2 protein-coding genes are annotated in these 20,799 nt (G+C 70.3%); both read right to left on the bottom strand.

The genetic code is table 11. From position 1 onward, the window contains the following. Positions 1–10: 10 nt before the first annotated feature. The gene (locus tag IRT45_RS00935; RefSeq protein WP_309240745.1) at positions 11–1,618 is read right to left on the bottom strand and encodes a hypothetical protein; all 1,608 of its coding nucleotides are present in this window, start codon (positions 1,616–1,618) and stop codon (positions 11–13) included. Between the two features lie 100 nt (positions 1,619–1,718). Then, positions 1,719–20,792 carry a DUF6782 family putative metallopeptidase gene (locus tag IRT45_RS00930; RefSeq protein ID WP_194804102.1) on the bottom strand — a complete coding sequence of 6,358 codons (19,074 nt, stop codon included), beginning with the start codon at positions 20,790–20,792 and terminating at the stop codon, positions 1,719–1,721. Positions 20,793–20,799 lie beyond the last annotated feature (7 nt).

The following is a 20,799-nucleotide window of genomic DNA, read 5'->3' as shown; positions in this document are numbered from 1 at the left end:
GCGGCGAGTGTCATCCGGCCCGCAGGACGCCGCGCCGCTCCCGGAACCGCTGTTCGAAACCCTCGACATACACCGACGGTGCGATCGAGGACGAGGACTGTTCCAGCACACCGTCGTCGGCGACGTAGAACACGGCCCGCCCGATCGCCACCTCGTCGGGTTCGGCGGGCACGTACACCATCCAGCCCACCGAGATCCGATCCGCGTGCAAACGATCCAGCGGATATCCGTCCGTCTCGATCCCGGCCTCGTCGAGATGGCCACGCACCCGCTCGAGCGCCTCGGGCTCGGGCAGCGGCGCCGGACCCGTCGGCGTCGCACCGGCGAGCGTGAGCTGGTTGAAAGCACCGTCGATATCGAAGCCGCCGTCGTCACCGAAGACGGCGACCAGGGTTTCACGGGTGACCACATTCGCCTCGGCCGCGGCGACCAGAGTGTCCACCGCAGAGCGCAATTCGTCATCGGCGTCGCCGTCGATCACGCCACGGATGACCTGCGCGACCGTGGCCGAGGTCCACACGCCCGGCAAGGCGTCGCTGAGGTGATCGGACGACGGCGACTCACCGCGATACCACCGCCCGTCCTCGAACCAGTAGCAGAACGACAGCAACCCGTCGCCGAAGCGCGGATTGAGCACCGAATTCGACACCCATTCCGGTGCACCGGCATACAACTCCGGCAGCGGTGCGCCACCGTTGTAGGCGGCATCGAGCGCCGGCGCCTCCCACACCCCTCCGGAGAGCACGGCCCGGCCGCCGGGCAGGAGATACAGCGTGCTGCCGCCGCGCCGGGCGCCCTCGAACCAGCCCAGCGAGGGCAATACCCGCGGACCCCACTGCGATCCGGCGGCAACGAAGGCCGCCGCCATCACCGCCCACCGGCTCCACAGCGTCGACAGATCGGGAAAGTCGTCGTCCGACAGCACGGGCACCACACCCGCGGCGCGATCGGCGCGAGCCTGCCGGGCCGCGACCGCCGGCGGGCGGGACTGCCGGTCACCGTGCCCGAGGTAGGCGCCCAGCCAGACCGGCACCCGATCGCGCGGATACGCCTGCAGATCGGCCAGATACGCTTCCGGCGCCAGCAGTTGATCGTCGGGGAACGGTTCGTCGCCGTAGTCGTAGTCCACCTGCAGATGTCCCGCCTTGTCCAACCGGACGAACAGGCGCCACCAGGGACCGCTGGCGAAGGCCGCCGACAGATCGCGGTGCTCGCGCACCAGTTCCAGGACCGACTCGGGCGGATCGGCGCGCAGCATGCGGTCCTGGTCGTCGGTGAAGACGACCTCACCGCCGCCGACCACGACCGTGATGGCGAAGACGGCGGTCAGCTCGTGCCAACCCTCGGGTGCGACCGCCGCCAACTCGCGGGCGATCCCGTGCGCCAATTCCCGGGCGCGAGCCTCCGGATCGACTGTCGCCGCAGGGGATTCGGGGACTCCGCCGCCCAGGGTGAAGCCGACGTCCGGTTCGTCGTCGGAGTCGGGTGCCGCGTGGTCGCCGAGCGCGGAATCCGGCGCGGAGGCCGCCGGTGTGCCGACCGGTCGGGCCGACACCGGCGTGACATCCGGATCGAATTCCGGCTGCGAATCCGGGTTGTGGTCATCGGGGCGGGTCACGTCGCGGTGTTCTCCTCGTTCGCGTCCACCGTCCGGCGCGGCCGGTTGGGGACATCCTCATCGGTGCGATGCTCGGTAACAGTGTGCGGTGCTGCGCTTTTCATCGCACACCCCGGACTTCGCCGAAGATCTGCGTACGGCGGGCGGGATTGTCGAGCACATCGCGAATCCACAAGCCGAGATCGAGTTCGGGCTTGCGCTGGCGGTAGCGCACCGTGCACACCGCCAGTCCCGCTCGGGTCACGGTGAACTCGGTATGCCGGCGCCCCGCGCGCTGCCAGTGCACGATGACCGCCAGATCGTCGGCATCGATCAGCTGCCCCGCGACGCGCAGGAACAGCCGATCGTCGGTGCGGAAGAAGACGAACTCCACACCGTCCAGATCGCCGTACACCCCGCTGAACGGGCCCATCGGCTCGGCCGCCTCGTGTAGCGATCCGGTGAGCGGATCGACCTCCGCACAACGATGACCGTTGAACTCCTGCACCAGGATGCGGGGTGGGGTGGGCGCCGGTGAAGCGCTCGCGCTCGGATGCGCGGGGCGGCGCGCCGATGCGGAGGCGGGGTGGCCGCCGTTCGGCATCGGGGGTGCAAACGGCGGGAACCCGTTCTGGGGCAGATCGTTCTGTGCTTGCGTGACCAAATCTGGTTGTATCGCAACATATCCCGCAGAGCCCGCACCGGGATCGCCGAGTGAGAACGGTCGATCCACGGAGAATCGCTGATTCTGGGCGTTCCCGTTTCCGAATCCCGAGCCGTATCCGCTGCCCTGACCGTTCCCGGATCGCGGGTCGTATCCAGCGCCATGGCCGTTCCCGGATCGCGGGTCGTAATCGGAGCCATGGCCGTTCCCGGATCGCGGGTCGTAACCGGAGCCATGCCCGTTCCCGGATCGCGGGTCGTAACCGGAGCCGTTCCCGTTCCCGGATCGCGGGTCGTAGCCGGTGCCGTGACCATTTCCGGCGCCGTGCCGATCGGCACCGCCATTCCCCGGCCCGCCCTGATCCGGGGGAATCGCCGCGGGTGAATCACCGACGGCCGCATTCGGGTCGAGGGCCGGCTCCGACGGAAATTGCTGCGGCGAAGCCGGTTCGACAGGCGGATGCACCGCACCCAGCGGCGCACCGAACGGGTTGGGAACGGTTCCGGCGGGATTCACGTCCTGGTCGATCCCCGCGCGCGATGGGATCTGTTGCGGAACCCCGTCGCCCGGCCGGTCTCCCGCATCCGAAAGCCACGGCGGTACAGGGATGTGCGGGCGGTCCTGTGAACCCGGCGTCGGCACCTGTGGGACACCCGGATTCGAGAAGCCATGGCCGGTATCGAACCCGCGGCCATCTCCACCAGGCCAGACCTGCGAACCGCCGTAACCACTGCCGGGCAGCCCGGGAACGGAAGGACGGTGCCCACCCTCGCGCCCGAAGTCGTGGGGCCACGGACCACCGTGATCGTCGCGACCGTAGCCGACTGCTCCGGCGTTGTCGTCACGACCGTGGCCGCCCGCTCCGGCATTGTCGTGGTGCCACGGACCGGTGTGGTCTTCGTGGCTGTGTCTTCCAGGGGCCGAGTGTTCACCACGGATTGAATCATCCGGCTCGCGATGGTCGTCGCGGGGATCGTCATCCTCCCGACGGGGGTGGTCGTGGTCGTCGCGATCATGGTGACGACCGACGTCATGGCCGTGATCGTGGTGCTGCGGGCCACGATGGTCGCCACCGTCACCCGCACGATCCGGGGCATGGGAAGGGTGCCACGGGCGGCCGCCGTCGCCGGGACCTGGACGCTCGTTGTCGTCGTGATCGTGATGGTGCCCGCCGTCGTGGCCCGGGCCGTGGTGCTGCGGGCCACCCGGGTGGTCGCCGCGAGCGTCATCATGGCCGTCATGGTGGTGATGACCGTGACCGTCACGGTGGTGATCGCCGTGACCGCCGTGATCGTGATCGCCGTGACCGCCGTGATCGTGATCGCCATGACCACCGTGGTCGTGATGCCCGCGACCGCCGTGATCGTGATCGCCATGACCGGGATCGCCGTGATCATGCCCATGATGGTCCCGGTGACCATGGCCGCCGTGACCGTGCCCGTGGTCATCGTGGTGACCGTGCCCGTCGTGGTCGTGATGGCCGTGATCACGGCCGTGGTCGTGCCTTCGGTGATCGCCGTGGTGATCGGGGTCGTGACCGTGGTGGCGACCGTCGGGGTCGTGGTGGCCTACGCCGGATTGTCCCCGGCCGGGCTTTCGCGGCGGCTGATGGGGCGGCGGCTGATGAGGAGGCGGGGGCTGATGCGGTGGCGGGGTGGGGATCGGCGCGGGCGGGAGGTTGACGTCGATGGGCTTCGGTGTGTAGTCCGGCCACTCGAATTCACCGTTGTGTGGGACGTGCGGGACCGGCGTGATGTACGGCTTGCGCGGATCGCGAGCGCGCGGGTTCCCAGTGCCCGCGCGATCGGGCTCGCCACCGCCCGGAGGTTGCTGCCCCGCCCGTCGGCCGGTACCCGCGTGGCCATCGTCTCCGGACTCGCGCCGGCCACTGCGGCGCGGTTGTGCAGGGCGGGATTCCTCTGGCCGGTCTCCCTGCGGATCTCCCTTCTGTCCGGCTTCCCCGGAATCGCCGTCACCGGCCGACCCGCGTTCCGTATTCGGCTCGCCCCCTTCACCTTCCGAAGCTTCGGCGCCGCGCACCGGCACCACCGGACGCTCTCCACCGTCGTCGGAACCCTCGTTGCGGCCCTGTCGCTGCGGGGCGGCAGCAGGGTTCTCGGGCGCGGACGGATTGCGGTCGGAATTCGAATCCGGCACGAGCGGGGTGGTTTCGGGGCCTGATTGCGGCGGACGCAGGTCGCGTGTCGGCGCTTCCAGGGGGGCGACGAAGGCCCTGCCCTGGGAGTCGACGGTCAAGCGGATGTAGCGGATCTCCACGTCCGGATGGGCCAGAGCCTGGGCCAGTTCCGGGTGGGCGTCGGCGGCGGCATCGAGTTCGGCGTGGTGGGGAGAACCACCGGCGCCGTCGGAGCGCAAGCCCAGCACGATCACGGTCGGGTGGTCGCCCTCGATGAGGCCGACGCGGTTCGTCACCTGCCGCGCGCCCTGCGCGGCGAGGAAATCGGGGCCGGCCGCATCGGTGATCCGCTCGGTGAGCGCGAAGACCCGGGCACGTGTCTCCTCGTAGGCTCGTGCGGCGCGCTCCCGTTCGCTGCCGGTGGCGGCGTCGCGCTCGGCTCGCAACCGGCCCAGTTCATCGGTGAGGCGGGCACGTTCGGTCGCGAGGCGCTCGACTTCTGTTCGGCCCACAGACAATTCGTGGGAACGCATCGGTCCCGGTTGCCGCAGCGGACCCTCACCGGATCCCGGCGGCGCTTCCTCCGGATGCGGTGCCACGGCACCACCGGAATCCGAACCAGGACGATTCGGGGTATCCGGTTTCGCACCGCTCGCGCCCGTATCCCCCTCATCCGGACCATATTCGCCGGTGCCGCCTTCGTTTGCGCTGCGCTCGTCTACGCCGGGTTCATGCGCCCCGCGCTCGTCCACGCCACGCTCATCCACGTCGCGGTCATCCGCCCCGCGCTCGTCCACGCCACGCTCGTCCCCGCCGCGCTCGTCCACGCCACGCTCGTCCCCGCCGCGCTCATCCACGCCACGCTCATCCGCGCCACGCTCATCCACACCGCGTCCGACCACGTCCCGCTCGTCTGCGCCGGGCTCGTTCAGGCCGCGCTCGTTGGCGCCATCCCCATTCGCATCATGCTCGTCGGTGCCGGGACCCTCTGTCGTCTCGTCTGCACCGTCACCGAGGGCGGGTCGCGGTGCGTCCGTGCCATCGAGGACGGGCCGGGTCCGATTCGGCTCACCCGCCCGCTCACCGGGCCCAGCCGCGCCGAGCTCGTCCAATCGGCGGGTGAGGTCGCCGCGCAGGCGCCGCAGGGTGTCGGGCAGTTGCCTCGGCTCGACCGCCGCTTCGGGTTCGCCGAGGCGTTCGGCCCAGACGAAGCGCTCGCCCGGGTCGGCGGCGTCGGCGAGTTGTTCCACGCGGCCGGCACGCAGCAGCAGATCCAGCAGCGGGTCTCGGGCGCCGGGGGCGGGCAGGGCGCGCAGCGGTCCCGCATCGCGCGCCGCCAATTCCTTCAGTGCCGCGACCGGATCGCGTGGCAGTCCCGGAAAGCGTTGCCGCGCAGCGGTTTCGTCGAGTATCTCGGCGGCACGGCGTTCGCGCGGCGAGAGCCACGCCGGGTCGGGCGCGGGTGCGTCGACCGCGTACGGAATCCGCGACATCCGCAGTGTCTGGTCGCGGTCGTGCTCGGGCGCGTCGGGCGGCAGCTCGTCGGGATGGACGGGTACGCCGTCGCGGATCACGAGATGTCCGCTCAGGCGGCGCCGGTTGGTGTCCCAGTCGTAGCCGTGCCGGGCCGCTTCGAGGTCGGCGTCGTGCCAGGTGGCGTCGTCGTGGTCGGCGAGGTACTTGGCTTCGACGTAGGCGTCGTCGAGCAGCAGCAGGTCTTCGTTGTGCGGCGTGGTCCGGCCGTCGCCGTCGCCTTCGCCGGTGAGCCGCAGCCAGGCGTCGGCCACGTGCGGGAGCCGGTCGTAGGTCTTCTTGACCATCCGGCCCGTCGGATCGGCGTGGTCGCGCACCCACATCTCGTTGCGCATGAGGTGGTCCTTGACCAACTGGATGCGCTCGGTCAGTTCCGCGCGGGTGAGCGGAGTGCCGTCCGGATGCCGCGCCAGGTTCAGCGCCTCCAGCCGGGCGCCGCCGGGATCGGCGGGGTCCAGCAGCGGATCGCGGGCCCGGGTCAGCAGGTCGACGATCCGGTGCACATCGGCATTGCCGGCATCGTCGGCGAATCCTCCGATCACGCGGTCGGCCCAGCGCTGCACCGCATCCCAGCGCGCGACATCACGGTCCTGACGCGGTGTGGACCACTCCACCCGGTCGCGAGGCGGTACGTGATCGGCGGCCGACCACGGCCGATGCGGCGGCTGCAGATCGATCCGCGGTCCGGCACGCCAGCCCTTCCAGCCACGGAAGGAGCGCACGACCGGGATCTTGCGCAGCACCGGATGATCCGGATCGAACGCGCCGTCGGGCAGCCAGGTAGTGTGCCCGCGCACCCACTCCCCGATCTCCGGCCGGCGCTGCAACGGACCCAGCACCCACGGGTGTTTGCGAGCCATGTCGTAGAGCTGCACCCACCGCTTGCCGATGGTGTAGAGCGCGCCGTCGAGCGGCATGCCGTGATGGGCCTCTTCGTCCCAGCCCGGCGGCGGTTCCGGTTTCGGTCCGGGTCCCTGATGCCACCACAGTTCGGCGCGGCCGGCTTCGCTCAGCGTCAGGATCTGCTCGTAGCTCAGCTCCGGCCAGTGATCGGTGAGGAGCCGAAGTACCAACGGCTCCACCATGTTCTGGAACGGTTCGGCGCCGAGTGTGCCGCTGAACCCGTCCGGCATCTTCTCCTCGCGCTGCCGGTACGGGATGTGGGAGTTGTCCGTACCGCCGAAGGCCGCCCACCCCTTGGGCGGCAGCCGCCAGCCGTCGACCTCCTTCTGCCAGTATTTGTCCAGCTTGGTTCCGCGCGGCAGTTCCGGCTGGTAGGCGCGGAAACCGCGGGGCTGGCCCTCTCTCGTGTCGTGCCACTGCCCGTCGGCGCCGCGCCAGCGCACCATCGTGTCGCCGGCGAACGGCAGGGTGTCCTCGCCCAGCCGGCCGTGCGCGGGCAGCCCCGTGCGCTCGATCTCCACCGGCGCCATGGTCTCGACCCGCGCGCGGATCTGGCCGGCGCCGTCGCGATCGCCGCCGGCCAGTTCACCCGTGACCGTCAGCCGATCGATGGTGGTGGCCGGATCCTTCAGCAGCGGAGCCAGATCGGGATGCCGGGCCAGCGCATCCAGCAGGGGAGCGTCGAATCGATCGTCGGCGGGCCGGCGGGGACCGGCCGGATCGTCGGCACGCACCGGCACGTCCGGATGGTCGAATCCGGCACGTCCGGCGACGACGATGAAGCGGGCCGGGCGACCGCCGGTGCCGTCCTCGTCGGGTGCACGACCGTGGTCCACCCACACGTTCTCGCTGATCCGGCGCAATGCCGGCGCCTCATCTGTGCCCACCGCGGCCCGCCAGTGGTCGGCGACGGCATCGGGCCACGCACCGGTGAGTGCGACCCGCTCGTCGTTGAAGCGGTCGATCTCGTGTTCGGCGCGCTCCACCGCTTCCTCCGCGTCGGCGAGCCGGCGCAGGTTCTCCGGTGTGCGCTGCGCGGGGTCGTCCAGGAGCCGGTACAACTCGTCCCTGATGCGGCGCAACGGTTTCGCGCGCTGCACCGCCGCGCGATGGTCGTCGGCCACCCGGCCGAGTTCGTCGCGGACCGCCTCGGCCTGCGATGCGTCGTGACGGGCGCCCCGTCGTTCCAGATCGTGGATCTCGCGGTCGATGGCGTCGAGCCGGTCCTCGAAATGGAACAGCCGGTCCAGCGCCTCGGCCAGTTTGTCGACGTGGTCGGTCTGCTCGCGCTCCTGCTCCGGATTGAGCTGCTCGTGCCGGGCGACGTCGGGACTGTCCGGGCCCGCGCTGTCGCTGACGTAACGCCCGGTGTCCGCGCGCAACTGACGCAGAGTTTCCGACCAGCGGTTGCGGCTCAGATCCACATCGCCGAACGGGTCGGCGCGATGGTCGACCTTGGTGCGCCAGAACTCGAGATCGGCTGCCACATGGGCACGTTCGCGCACCTTGGCGTCGAGTGCGGCCTGCGGGTCGGATACCGGCGCGGCCTCCGCCGGTCGGGGGCCGTCCGCACCCGGCTCGGCGGATTGCGGCGATTGCGGCTCGGTTCCGGTCCGCCGCGGCTGCTCGAGTTCGGCCGGTCGGTGGGCGTCTGCGCCGAGTTCCGGTGGCGGCTGGTGCATGTCGTCGAACCGAACGCGTCCGTCGGCATCCACGCGAACCTGCTGGAACACGAATTCGCCGTCGTCGCCGAGTAGTGCGCGGCGGACAGCGGGATCCAGGACATGATCCGGATTCGCGCCCGGCGCCACCACCACGAGCCGGTTCGGTGCGCCGTCGCGGCCCGGAACCAGCCGCGCCACTTCCGGTTTCGGATTCGCCGGATCCACGGGACGTCCGTCGGCATCCAGCGCAATGCCGTCGTGACCGGCCAGGACATCGCGCGCAGCGAGTAGCGCGGCGTCGGCGGCCACCCGGTCGCGCGCGGCCACCAACGTCTGATCGTGCACCCGCAACAGCCCCAGCAGGGCCTTACCGAGCGATTCGGTCTCCTCGGCCCGCGCTTCCTCGGCGCGGCGGTCCTCGAAAAACCTCCGCAGATCGGCCCGTGGGATGTCCGCGCGGTTCCACAGTTCGTCGGCCCGTGCCCGGCGCTGGACGATCAGATCGCGCACCGCACCGGCCAGCTCGCGCGGCCGCATCCGCCACGCGTCGTCGATGCCCAGATGTTCGGCGAGCTGCACGATTTTGGCGAAGTTCTTGTCCACCTGATCGTTTCGCCGGCCCAGCTCCGCGCCGAGGTCGCGCAGCTGACGGCGCAACGCCCGGGTGCTCGGCTCGTGCTCGTGCTCGTCGCCGGCGATCCAGTCACCGGGCCGGCGCGCCGGCTCCGGCCGCGTGGCAACGGGTTCCGTCGACGCCGGATGGTGCTCACTCACCCAGATCTGGCCGTTGTGATCCAGTTCGAGCCGGTAGTAGACGGCGTCGAACCCCTCGGACGCGTGCCGGATGCGCTCCCGCGCGGGCAACCGGAGCTCCGGATCACGCCCCGCCCCGACACCGACCCACCGGCCGCGTTCGCCCGGTGCGCCGTCCACGCGCAGGTGGTTGGGGGCGTCGAAACGGAAGCGGCGATAGGAAACGCCGGAGATTCGCGGTCCCCGATCGTCGAAACCGGCACGCAGCTGCAGTATTTCGCGTTCAGCGGCATGCTGGGCGGCGGCCCGGCGGGCGGATTCGTTCGCCGCCGCCGCGCGATACCGGTCCACCAGCTCGACGGTGGCGCGGCGCCGGCGCTCGGGGATGTGGTCGCGATGGTCGTTCACCGCATCCCGGACCGCACGTTGCAGTTCCGGTCGCGACAGCCCCTCCGGATCGACGCCGAATTCTCGGGCGAGCCGCTCGAGCCGGCCCAGGTCGACGGTGCGCCGATCGTTGAGTTCGATGGACAGTTCGGCGCGTCGCTGGGCCGGGGGTGCCAGCCGATCGCGGATCGCGTCGGCGACCTGATGGTCGGACGGCAGCGGAACACCCAGGCGCGCGGCGCGCCGATCCACCTCGATCCGGGACGCGCCGCGGTCGAGATCACCCAGCAGGTCGCGCAATTCGCCGCGGATCGCGGGCGCGGTGTCGGCGGCATCGGCGGTGCGGGCGATCGTCTCACGCAGGATCTCGCGCCGCATCTGGTCCGGCCGCACTCCGAGATCATGAGCACGCGCGGTCATTCGCGTCCAGGCGCGGGCCCGCGTGGCACCGGCATCCGCCAGTTCCCGCAGCGCCTTACGCAAGGCACGCGTCACCGGACGATGCTCACGCTGCGGGCCGTTCTGGTCCCACGCCTCATGCGCGGGCCGTTCGCCGCCGTGCGGCGCGGGCGGGTCCGACTGATGCGGGAGCGGCAAGGTGTCAGAATCCTGTTGCACCGGAAGGTTTTCTGAGCTGTCATCGCCTTCGCGCGGCGGGCCGCCGTCGTCCGAACCTCCACCCGTCGGAGGTTTACCACCGGCACCATCGTCGGTCCCGCCGCCCGACGCATCGGGTTCGGGTTTCGCGCCGGGTTCCGCCTCGGCCTGCGGCGCAGCACCGCCGGGCCGGTCACCGCCCGGCTTCGCGGGCGAACCACCGGTGCCGTCGCTACCGGAACCGGCCCCCGGCTCCTCGCCCTCGCCTCCGCGTTCGGTCGCGGACCGCTCGTCGACGGCGGGCAACTGCTGCTCACCGGACCTCGCCACAGCACCTTCATCGGAGGCGTTTCGGGCGTCCTGGTTCGTAGCGGAACCCTCCTCACCTGCCGTCCGCTGCTCGCCACGGGTTGCGGTGGAGGCTTCCGCACCCGGTGCACCGGTGTCGCCGGGTGCCGCAGGTCGGCGACCATCGGCAGACGCGCGCTCGCCGGATCCTTGTGCGCGCTGGGGATTCGCGGCCCGCAGTGTCCGTTCCTCGATCCGGGCGGCCTGGTAGTCCCGGGCGGCGCGCATCATCTCGCGGCGCAGGCGGTACAGCTCGTTCAACCGCTGCTGGGCCCGATCGCGGGCGGCGGCCCACTGGTCCGGACGCAGATCATTCCGGGCGATCGTGGCCTGATGTTCGGCCGACTCGTCCTCGATCCGCCGGAGGATCGCGGCCTCCAGATCGCGCGCGTTACCGTGATCCGGAAGCCCGAGTTCCCCTGCGATCCGGCGCAATTCGTTGTGCGCGGCCACCTGCCGGGCCAGTGCGCCGTCGACCGGATCAGATTGTGCGCCTGCAACTCTCGCCGCTCGGTGCGGCGATTCCGTCTTCTCGGCCTGCTGCTCCGACCGGGGCGACTCGGCCCCAGCGCCCTGCTTCGGTGCGGCGACGTCTCCAGGCCCCGGCTCGCCGGCGTCCGGCTTTCGCACCGCGGCGTCTCCGCCGTCCGGCAGCGGGCCGTCCGGCTTCGTCGTCGACGTACTCGATTCTGGTTCGGGTGCAGCAGGTTTCGACTCGCTGCTCGATGGCGGAGGAGGCGGTTCGGTGGGTCCGCGGTGGTCGCCGACGATCTTCCACAGCCAGTCGGCGTGCTGGGCGGCTTGCCGTGCCTCCCATTCCGCTTGATCGGCGCGCATCCGAGCGGACCAGGTTGCCGGACCTTCGGGACCGTCCGGATCGCGGGCGACCATCTCGTCGGCGAGTTCGCGCATGCGGATGGCATGACGGGCCGCCATGCGCGCGTCCCAGCTCGCATTCTCCGCACGCATCCGCATACCCCATTCGGTGGGCGACTCGATGCGCGGTCCGGTGGCACCGGAATCGGATGCGGGGCCCTCGTTGTCGCCCGGATGCGGTGGATTCGGGGGCGCGGACTCGCCCGCGGCGCGGCCGCCGGGCGTCTGCGGTGAGGTTCCATCGGGGTCCCCGCCTCCGGGCTCCCGCGGTTGCGCACCCTCCCCCGGTGAGCTGGGCGGCTTCGACGGTGGCCCCTGCGGCGGGGCGGCGGCAGCGCCGTCCTCGCCCTCGTCGCCTTCGGACAGCTCCACATCGCGTGCCACGGCCGCGCGCAGTTCGGCGTCCAGATCCGCCACCCGCACATCGTTGTCGTGGAATCTGCGCGTCGCCTCGAACAGCGCGTCGTGTCGGCGGGTGAACTCCTCGAACCGCCTCCGGTAGTCGGCGAGATTCTCACCCCGGACGGTGCGCGAACCCAGGTCGTCGAACAGATCGTGCAGGGCCGAGCCGTTTTTCAGGTCGTCGGAGAGCAACTCCTCCGGCGTGACGCGGAGTTCGTAGGCGTGGTCCTCGATATAGCTGCGGGCCCGTTCGCGCTCGGTCCAGGCAGCTGCCCATTCCCGGCTGAGTCGATCGATGGTCGCCTGGCGGTTCTCCGGCAGATCGGCGACCGCCTGGTGGTAGCGATCGTTCAGTTCCGCCAGCGCCCGCAGATCGGCAGCCCGCTGCCGCACCTCGTCGCGCAGTTCGCGCTGCACCTGCTCCCGCTGCGCCGGGGTGAGCCGCTCGTGCTTCTCGATCTTTCCGTCGCGATAGGCCTCGTAGGCTCGCACGTACTGTTCCGGCGTGGCGTCGGTGAGGTCGTGGCCGAGCAGCCGGGCCCAATCGCGATTCGGCCGCGATCCGGACGCGACCGGCTGATCCGGGTCGGGTGTGCCGAACAGCCGCTGCCCATCGCCGATGACCTCCCGCAGGTGGGTCAACGCCTCCGGATCGTGCATCGGCACTTCACCGTCGAACACCCGCGGATCGGTCGCCGGATCGAAACGCAACCCGTTCGTGAACGGGTCGGCGTCCGCGAGGGTCCGGATGAAATCGGCGAGCGCCGCGGCGGTGCCGGCGTCGCGGAGCCGCCCGCGGATCAGCGAGGTCAGCTCGCCGGGGTCGATTCCCTGCGGATTCCGCCGATAGTCGAGTTCCTTCGAGTACTTCTTCGGGAAGACGTCCTCCGGTTCGCCGCCCAGAGCGCGCACGAGGTTGTCGCGGGCCTCGACCAGGTGAGCCGGATCCTCGCCGCGCCCCTTCAGATAGCTCGCCAGTTTGTCGTAGTACTTGACCAGCTGCTCGACCTGCTGTTTACGCAGCGCGTTGCGGGTGCCGCGGTCGGCGATCGAGTCGGCGACCCGCTCCGGTGTCGCATGTTGCGCGTCGTCGATGCCGCTGGTCTGCGCGACCCGGTCGCGCGCGTTGGCCAGATCGTGGAAGGACTCGATGGCGTCGCTGCTGCGCGCATGATCCAGCAGCGCCTCGATCTGGAGGGCGCGCAGATCGTTGGCACGCAGTTCGTGTTCGATGAGTGCGGGGGTGATCTGGTCGGGGTCCAGACCGAGCTCACGCGCGAGATCGTCTCGCACGGAGCGGATTTCCTCCGGCGTGCGGGCGTGCGGCGCGACCGGGGCCGGCTCGGCGGGCGGCTGGGTGACGTGCCAGGTGCCGTCGGTGTCGCGGAGCAGCAGACCGTCCAGATGCCTGCCCTCGATGTCCACCGAGATCGCCCGGCCCTCGATATCGCCCAGGTGGCGGACGTGTGCCTGATTGTTCGCGTCGACGACGACGGTCCACTTCTCCGCCCGCACCTCACCGTTGTTGAGGCGCGCGGCGAGCCCGGGATGGCGATCGAGCGCATCGGCGAGCGTCTGCTCGTGGTCGCCGTGCACATCGAGGATCACCAACCGGCCCGGCTCACCCGGCCGCTCCGGCGGCAACTCCCGGACATCGTTGGCGGGGAAGCGTTCCCGGAATTGCGCCACCTGGTCGGCGAAATCGCGGATCTCTCCGGCGCGTTCGTGTACTCCGTCGCGCAGGTCGTTCAACGCACGGTCGAGTTGATCCGGTTCGAGCCGGGACAGTTCGGCGGCGAGCAGATCCGCCCAGGTCGCGCGTTCGTCGCGAATCTGGTCCCGCCGCAGCGCATTCTCGAAATACGTCCGCAGGCCCTGGTCGCGACCCGACTCGTCGTCCGGGTCGTATTCGATTCGCTCATCCGGATTTTCGACGTTCAGCACGTCGAAGTCGCGGCCGGATTCGGCACCGTTGTTCACGCCGCGCCAGTTCAGCAGACCCGGATCGTCGCCCTGGGCGATGATCACTTCCTTGAGGAACCGGCCGAGCGGATTGTGGTCGGTGATCGACTGCGGCCGATACGGGATATCGGCGTGTTCGGCGTTGTAGCGATGTGCCGCGTCGCGCAGGGCCTCGATGACGGCGGCCCGGCGTAGATTCTGATATTCGGCGGTATCGAGTGCGCGGCGCAGCGTCTCCGGGCTGATGTCGGTCAGGTCGATGCCCAGGCGATCGGCGGCGGCCCGCAAGTCGTCGGCCGGATTGTCCTGCGGCGCTTCGGCTTCGCCGTGTTGCGGCGCGGAATGGCCGGGCTGGTCCTGAGACTGTGATTCATCGACCAGATGGCCCAGCCCGATATCGCGCAGATACTTGTGCATCGCCGCGACCTCGGCCGGGTCCGCGTCCTCGTTCCAGTAGGCGTACTCCCGGCCGTCGCGGGCGTGCATCGGAATATGCTCGCCCGCTTGCAGATCCATCCGAGCGGTGAGGTGGTTCAGCAGCGGCGCGTGCTCCCGGTTGATCCAGAGCGTGAACGACTCCTTCAGCAACCGGGCGTAATTGATGCTGATGTTGTGATCGCCGAGGGTCTCGAGCGCGTGGATGTCGAAAAGATGACCGAAATCCTCGGTCATCTCGGTCTGATATTTGCCGTCCTGACCACTGCCGGACGGATATTTCGGATAGTGCCCCTCGTATCCGCCGGTGAGCCGCTGCCACAGCGAACGCAGCCGGCCTGGTTTCGCCGGCTCGACCTCACCGCCGGCCGCCTGCTCACCTTCCCGGACCGGCTCCACGGACTCGACCCGCCACCGCCCGCCGCCGTCGGCGAGCAGCCGCAACCGCACGTGCTCACCGTCGACGGCCACGACGACCTCGGCTCGACGCGGTGGCTCATCGGGGGCCGCACCCGGCGTGGGTGTCTCACCGGGCGGACGACCCGCACCTCCGGCGCCGTCGGGCAACTCGGGACTGTCCACGTGCGGTGCGCCGTCGAACCCTTCGGGTCGCCGGAAAACGACTGTGACGCCGCTGTTCTCACCCAGCCGGCCTTCGAGCCCGGAGTCACCCGGCAGATCCGGATCGCCGAAGATGACCTCGGTGTAGCCCAGTTCCTCGGCGAGCTTGCCGGTGAACGTCCGGCGCGCCGATTCTTCCGGCGTGAAGCCGTCCTGCACTCCCGCGTTGAAACTGTCCAGATTGTCGGTCAGCGCCCCACCGTCGTACCACTCGTCCTGGATCGCTTCGACCCGGTCACCGAGCTCGTTCATCAGATCTCGGAACATCTCCCGCCCGGATGGTGTGTCCGGACCGACGTTCACCTCGTAGTGGAGCACGCCGTGCTCGTCGACCCACCCCTTGATGCCGTAGGCGGTATCGCCTTCGTAGGTATTGACGTAGGTCGATCCACCCGGCTCGGGTGGTCCGGCTGCCGGACGAGCGGATTGCCCGTCGGTCGAGTCGTCCCGGGGCGGGTGCGCTGAATCCCATGCTTCGCCGTAACCGTGCGCGTAACTCGCACCGCCGTCGGGCGCATGATCACCCATCGCCGGGCGGATGGCGTCGACGCCGGCCTGGTTCGCGATCCGGTCCAGTTCGGCGGCCCGCGCCGCCGCATCGCCCGGCAGATCGTCGCGCGTGGCCGCCCGTTCGCGCGCCGCGGTGAACGCGTCCCGGTAGATCCGCTCCAGCGGACTGGTCGCGATGTCGTGGCCCGCCTCGCGCAGCTGCGCGAGCGCGTTGAATTCCATTGCGTGCGCGTCGGTTTCCTCGTCCACCATATGGTCGACGTAGTCCTCGCGCGACATCCGATCGCGGTCGAGCACACCCTCGGCGGTGTTACGCTCGTGCGCCCGCTCGGCATGGATGGCAGCGTGGACCAGAGCGGCCATCTGCTCACCGTCGGTGCCGCCGATGTCGAGGGTGAGCCGGTTGCGGGCGGGCTCGTACCGATGACCGCCGCCGGAGTCGTGTTCGATGGTCACGCCCCGCGCGCGCAGGGTGTCGACCGCCCAGGCGCCCACCGGCACCTCCGCCAGCTTCCGCCGCAGTTCGCCGATGATCGCCTCGGACGCCTGCGCCGCGAGGTCCTGCGGCTCGACGGGTTCGGCCGGATCGTCACGAGCGGGCCCCGGCTGGTCGACCCGCTCGTAGCGGATCTCACCGTTGTGACGGGTGTCGACGTTCAGGTGTTCGGGCTCGACACCCGGTCGGGCCAGTCGCTCCACGATCTCGGGCGGCGCGGCCCTCATGACCCGCTCGTGATCGCCGGGTGCCGCGGCGACCATGATCCGTTCCGGCTCACCGGGAATCACCGCGAAGTGATCACCGAACAATTCGGCGCCCGGGGCGTCGGCGATCATGTCACCGAGCAGCCGCCGCGCGACGTCCGCCGCGGCGCCGGCCCGCAGCCGGTCGACCTCCGCCAGGGCGTTGTGATGGCGATCGACGAGATCCGACATTCGCCGTAGATCGTGGGCCAGCCGCTGTAACTCGGCGCGCCGCTCGGGCGCCGGCCCGTCGTGCCCGAGTTCGCGGCCGATATTGCGCAGCTGTTCGGAGATCAAGTGCTGCACCATATCCCGGCGCATCGTCGGGTCGTAGGGGATGCGATCGGCCACCCGGTCTGCGAGGTGGGCCAGCTCCTGCGCATGCTCGTTCAACCGCACGGTGGCGATATGCCGTTCGAGCGCGGCCGAGCGGATGCGGTCGCGGACCACCGGATCGTCGGGCACGTAACGGATGCTCTGATCGGTCGGAGTGCGGGCGCCGTCGTGCGCGCGATCCCAGATGTCGCGGTAGTGATCGGCGTAGGTTCGGCCACTGTCGTTCGGCGGGACATGCTCGAGGTAATTGCGCAGATGGTCGACCGCCACCTCGTGCGCGATCTCGTGCGCTCCCGGGCCCTCGAGTCCGCGCAGCGCGCGCTCGTAGGCATGGCGGTAGGCGACCTCGGCGGGGTGTTCGGCGATGTCGTAGCCGAGTTCGCGCAACTCCGCCGCCAACTGGAATCGGCGTCCGGAGGCCATCGCCTCCTCGTGCACCATCTCGCGCACATAGTCCTCGCGCGAGAGCTCGAGGGGCCGATCGGCGGGAGATTCGCCGTTGAGATAACGCTCGGCGTGCACGCTCTCGTGCGCCAGGGTCAGTGCCTGACCGATCTGGCCGCGTCCCTCGGCGTACAGCACCGCCGTGATGTCGCGGCGCCGGAACGACCCGGATCGGCCGTCGCTGTGCGAACCCTGATCGATGTGCTCGCGATAGCGGCGATCGGTGAGTTCGCCGAGAATCCTTCTGCCGGTGGGTGTTCGAAGCAGCAGTTCGTGGACGCGGCCGACATTGTCGTCGAGCGCCTGCCGAATCCGCACGGCGGACGGATCCTGCTGTCGCGCAAGGGCTTCGCGATGCTCCGGGGTGAGCGGATGGATGGGACGCCCGCGGTGGTCGAACAGGATCATATGGGTGTCGTGCAGATCCGAGGGCACGCTCGCCGGATGGTCGGTCACCACCCCCGTACTCGGATCGCGCACCACGATCCGCCCGCCGCCCTCGTGGACCATGACGTAGGCGTGCGCACCGACGACTCGGCGGCCCGGACCGGCGTGATAGCCGTCGACCACCAGTGCCGATGCCCCCTTGCGCATCCGCGAGAGCCGCCGCGCGATCGCGTCGTGATCGCCGACCTTCACCATCCGGCCACCGGCGTCCGCCTGCACCTCCGCGGCGGTCATACCTTCCGGCCCGACCGCCCGCTCGGGTAGCCGGATCGTCTTGCTGCCGGTGAGATCCCGAATCAGCTTCAGCGCCAATTCGGCACAGCGACCGCGGGTCGACTCCGGACGAGGGGTGGCGGGTTTCGCCGCTTCTGGCGCACCGGTGTGATCGGCCTGCTCGCTCCGCCCGGACCGCACCGGCTGATGATCACCGACCGCCGCCGGCATCGGCGGAGCACCCGGCACCACCTGATCTTCGGGCCGGTCACCGTCGGCGTCGTCGCGGTCGTGCCGGGTGCCGTCCTCGCCGGCCTCGTCGCGGACCGGTTTGCGCACCGTACCGTCGTGATTCGCATCGGCCGCCGATCGCCGTCGCTGTCCGCCCGGTTCGGACGATTTCTCCTGCGTGCCTTCATGTTCCGCGCGCGAGTTGTCAGGGTGGGACGGGTCTCGTGCCGGGTCGCCGGTGTCGTCGCGCGATGTACCCGCGGCGTCGTCGGCCGTATCGTGTCGCACCCCCGGCTCGTCCGTGCGGTTCGATACCTCCGAATCCGCATCGCGGCGTGGTGCGGCGGTATCGGCGTCGCGGGGTGCCGACGGGTCGGCCTCGTGAGGAACGGCGGTATCCGCATCCCGAGGGACCGACGAGTCGACGTCGCGGGCGGTAACAGACTCGTCTGCACCGCGTCCGGTTTGATCGGACTCGCGGGACGGCACACGCTCGTCGTGCGGGAGTGCACCGTTCGAATCACGCGGACCGACAGGTTCGGTATCCCTCGGACCGGCATGCTCGGACTCTCGAGGCTCGGCGCTGTCGGTATCGCGCGGGGTGGACGTGTCGGTGTCACGCTGCTCGGGATCCCGTTGCAACGCCTCGTCCCGATCGCGCGGTGTCGACGTGTCCGCCTCGCGCCGCGCGGGATCCCGTTGTGCGGGCTCGGCCGAATCGCGGGGGTCCTGGTCCGTACGCGGTCCGGCACCGGCGCGGTCCCGTGGCTGGGTGGTCTCCCCACGGTCTCGTGGCTGGGTGGTCTCCCCACGGTCTCGCGGCTGGGTGGTTTCTCCGCGGTCTCGCGGCTGGGCGGTGTCCGCGCGGTCCGGTTTGGCGGTTACCCGCTCACTCTCGCTCGCGCCGGCTCGGCTCGCGGCGCGTGGGCCCTCGGAGTCGCCGACCTTGGCCTGTACGCGCGGATCGGCGGCGGGGCGGGCCGCGGACGCGTCCGCGGCACCGGCTCTGCCCTGCGGCCGGGCATCGGTGGCGGAACCTCGGCCGAGATCGGAGGCGGCCCGTCCGTCGGTGCTGGTTCGGGCCTCGGGACTGCGCACCTCGCCGGTCCGGGAAGTCTCGGCACCGCCGGATGCAGGTCCGCGGGCGTCGACCGGCGAGGCACCGGAAGCGGACGTGGATCCCGTCGATCCGCCGGTTGTCGCACTGGAACCTGCCGAAGCCGCCGGGCTCGAGGTACTCGGACCCGACGACGCGCTCGCCCCGGACGACGCACTCGGGCCGGAAGACGCCGCCGGACCGGACGCAGCGGCAGGATTTGCCGACTCGCCCGGGCCCGACGCAGCCGGACCCGACGCGGCGGCGGAACTCGCCGACTCGGCCGGGCCGGACGCTGCAGGGCCGGACGACGCGGCCGGGCCCGACTCGGCAGAGCCGGACGACGCGACAGGGCCGGCGACCCCTTCGCTATTGGCTGGAGCGGCGCCCGACACATGGGACGCCGAGTCGGAACCGGGTATCGTTGCCGGCCCGGCAGTTTCGTGCGGACCGCCGCTCTGGCTTCCCGTGGTATCCGTGGTCGTGGAATCGTGGGACGAGTCGGATACCGGCCCACTGGATGTCGCGGATTCGGGCGGCGAACCCGAGCCTTCCGAGCGCTCCGCCGCCGAAGTCGGCGGTCCGGCCTCGTCGGTGCCCGAACGACTCTGTGGCGCAGCCTGTTCCGGCGTTCCGCCGCCCTCCGATGCCGGGCGTTCGTGAGTGCCCGCCGTCGTTGTCGGCGCACCCGCGTGACTGTCGTGACCATTGGTCACCGGCCCGCCGCGCACGGGCCCGGAAGATCCTTGCTCGCCGCCCGTACCGGCGGCCGAATCACCGTGCGGCACAGCGCCGTTGCCGTTCGCGAGATCGACGTGTGCGTTCGGCACGGTGCCGTCATGGGTGAAGCCGTGCAGGTCCCCGATATTGCCCAGATCGGCGCGCGGCGCGTTCAGCCTCCAGAACGGCGAATTCTCGAAATGGCTGTGCGCGAAATTGTGATTCAGCGCGGACGCCCCGCCCGTGATCGCACCGGCGCTGAACATGCGCCAATCGACGTGGGTGTTCTTCAGGTTCTTCAGCGCGGTGTCCAGATCACCGTGTGCCAGATCGGAGGCGAACTGCCAGCCGACCGAGCCGCCGAAGGCCGCCACCGAGTTGACCAGGCCCGATCCGGCGCCGATGCCCGCGCGGGTCAGATTGACGCCCCACTTCGAGGTGACGTCGCCGACCTCGTTACGGAAGGCGTTGCCGAACTTCTTGCCCATCGCCTCGCCGAAGGCGCCACCGGCCGCGCCACCGACACCGGCGGCGAAGGTGGTTACCTCGAGCTGCTGCCAGTCGATGCTCTTGCGGTGTCCCTCCCACACCTGCCACTGCTGCACCGCGAAATCCTGGATCGCGCCGAGGGCCGCATTCAGCAGCACATGCCGGAACATGAAGCGCACCAAGGCGTTCTCGGCCAGCCGGCCCGCCCAGCCGGCCATCGCGTCGAGCACCCGGCGCATCATCATCCGCACCGCGACGCGGGTCGCCACGATGATGCCGGCCTCCTCCGCGGGAGCGGTCGGCGGGAAGATCCACACCGCGGCGATATCGGCGGCGGTGATCACCAGCGTCGAATAGAACATCAGCTTGGTGTATTCGATCTGCGTACCGCCGCCGTAGACCGAATCCCCGACCTGATCGAAGTATCCCGCCAACGCCTCCAGCGAATCCTTGCCGTGGCGCATGCTGTCGAACGTGTCGATCATCTGCTGCTGGCCGTCGCCGGACGGATACGCGGCCAGCGTCGCGGACTTGGCGTCGTCCATCAGGCTCAGGATTTCGCGCAGCTCGCCGGCGGCGGTGTGCCAGTCGCCCGCCAGCGCCCACATATCGTCTTCGTTGCCGTGCGGCCACTCCATTCCGATGGCCGCACCCAGCCACTCGAGCCAGCTGGGAAACTCGATCATGCGCCGT

Origin of the sequence: Nocardia sp. BSTN01, from assembly GCF_015354405.1 — a bacterium.
In the GTDB taxonomy this organism is placed as follows: Bacteria; Actinomycetota; Actinomycetes; order Mycobacteriales; family Mycobacteriaceae; genus Nocardia.
Note: the sequence above shows the minus strand (reverse complement) of the source record. Positions and strands in the feature narration are given on the sequence as shown.

What these genes read in the sequence shown, in the direction of transcription:
- IRT45_RS00930 (WP_194804102.1), bottom strand. Translation starts at nt 20,792, where the DNA reads ATGATCGAGTTTCCCAGCTGGCTCGAGTGGCTGGGTGCGGCCATCGGA.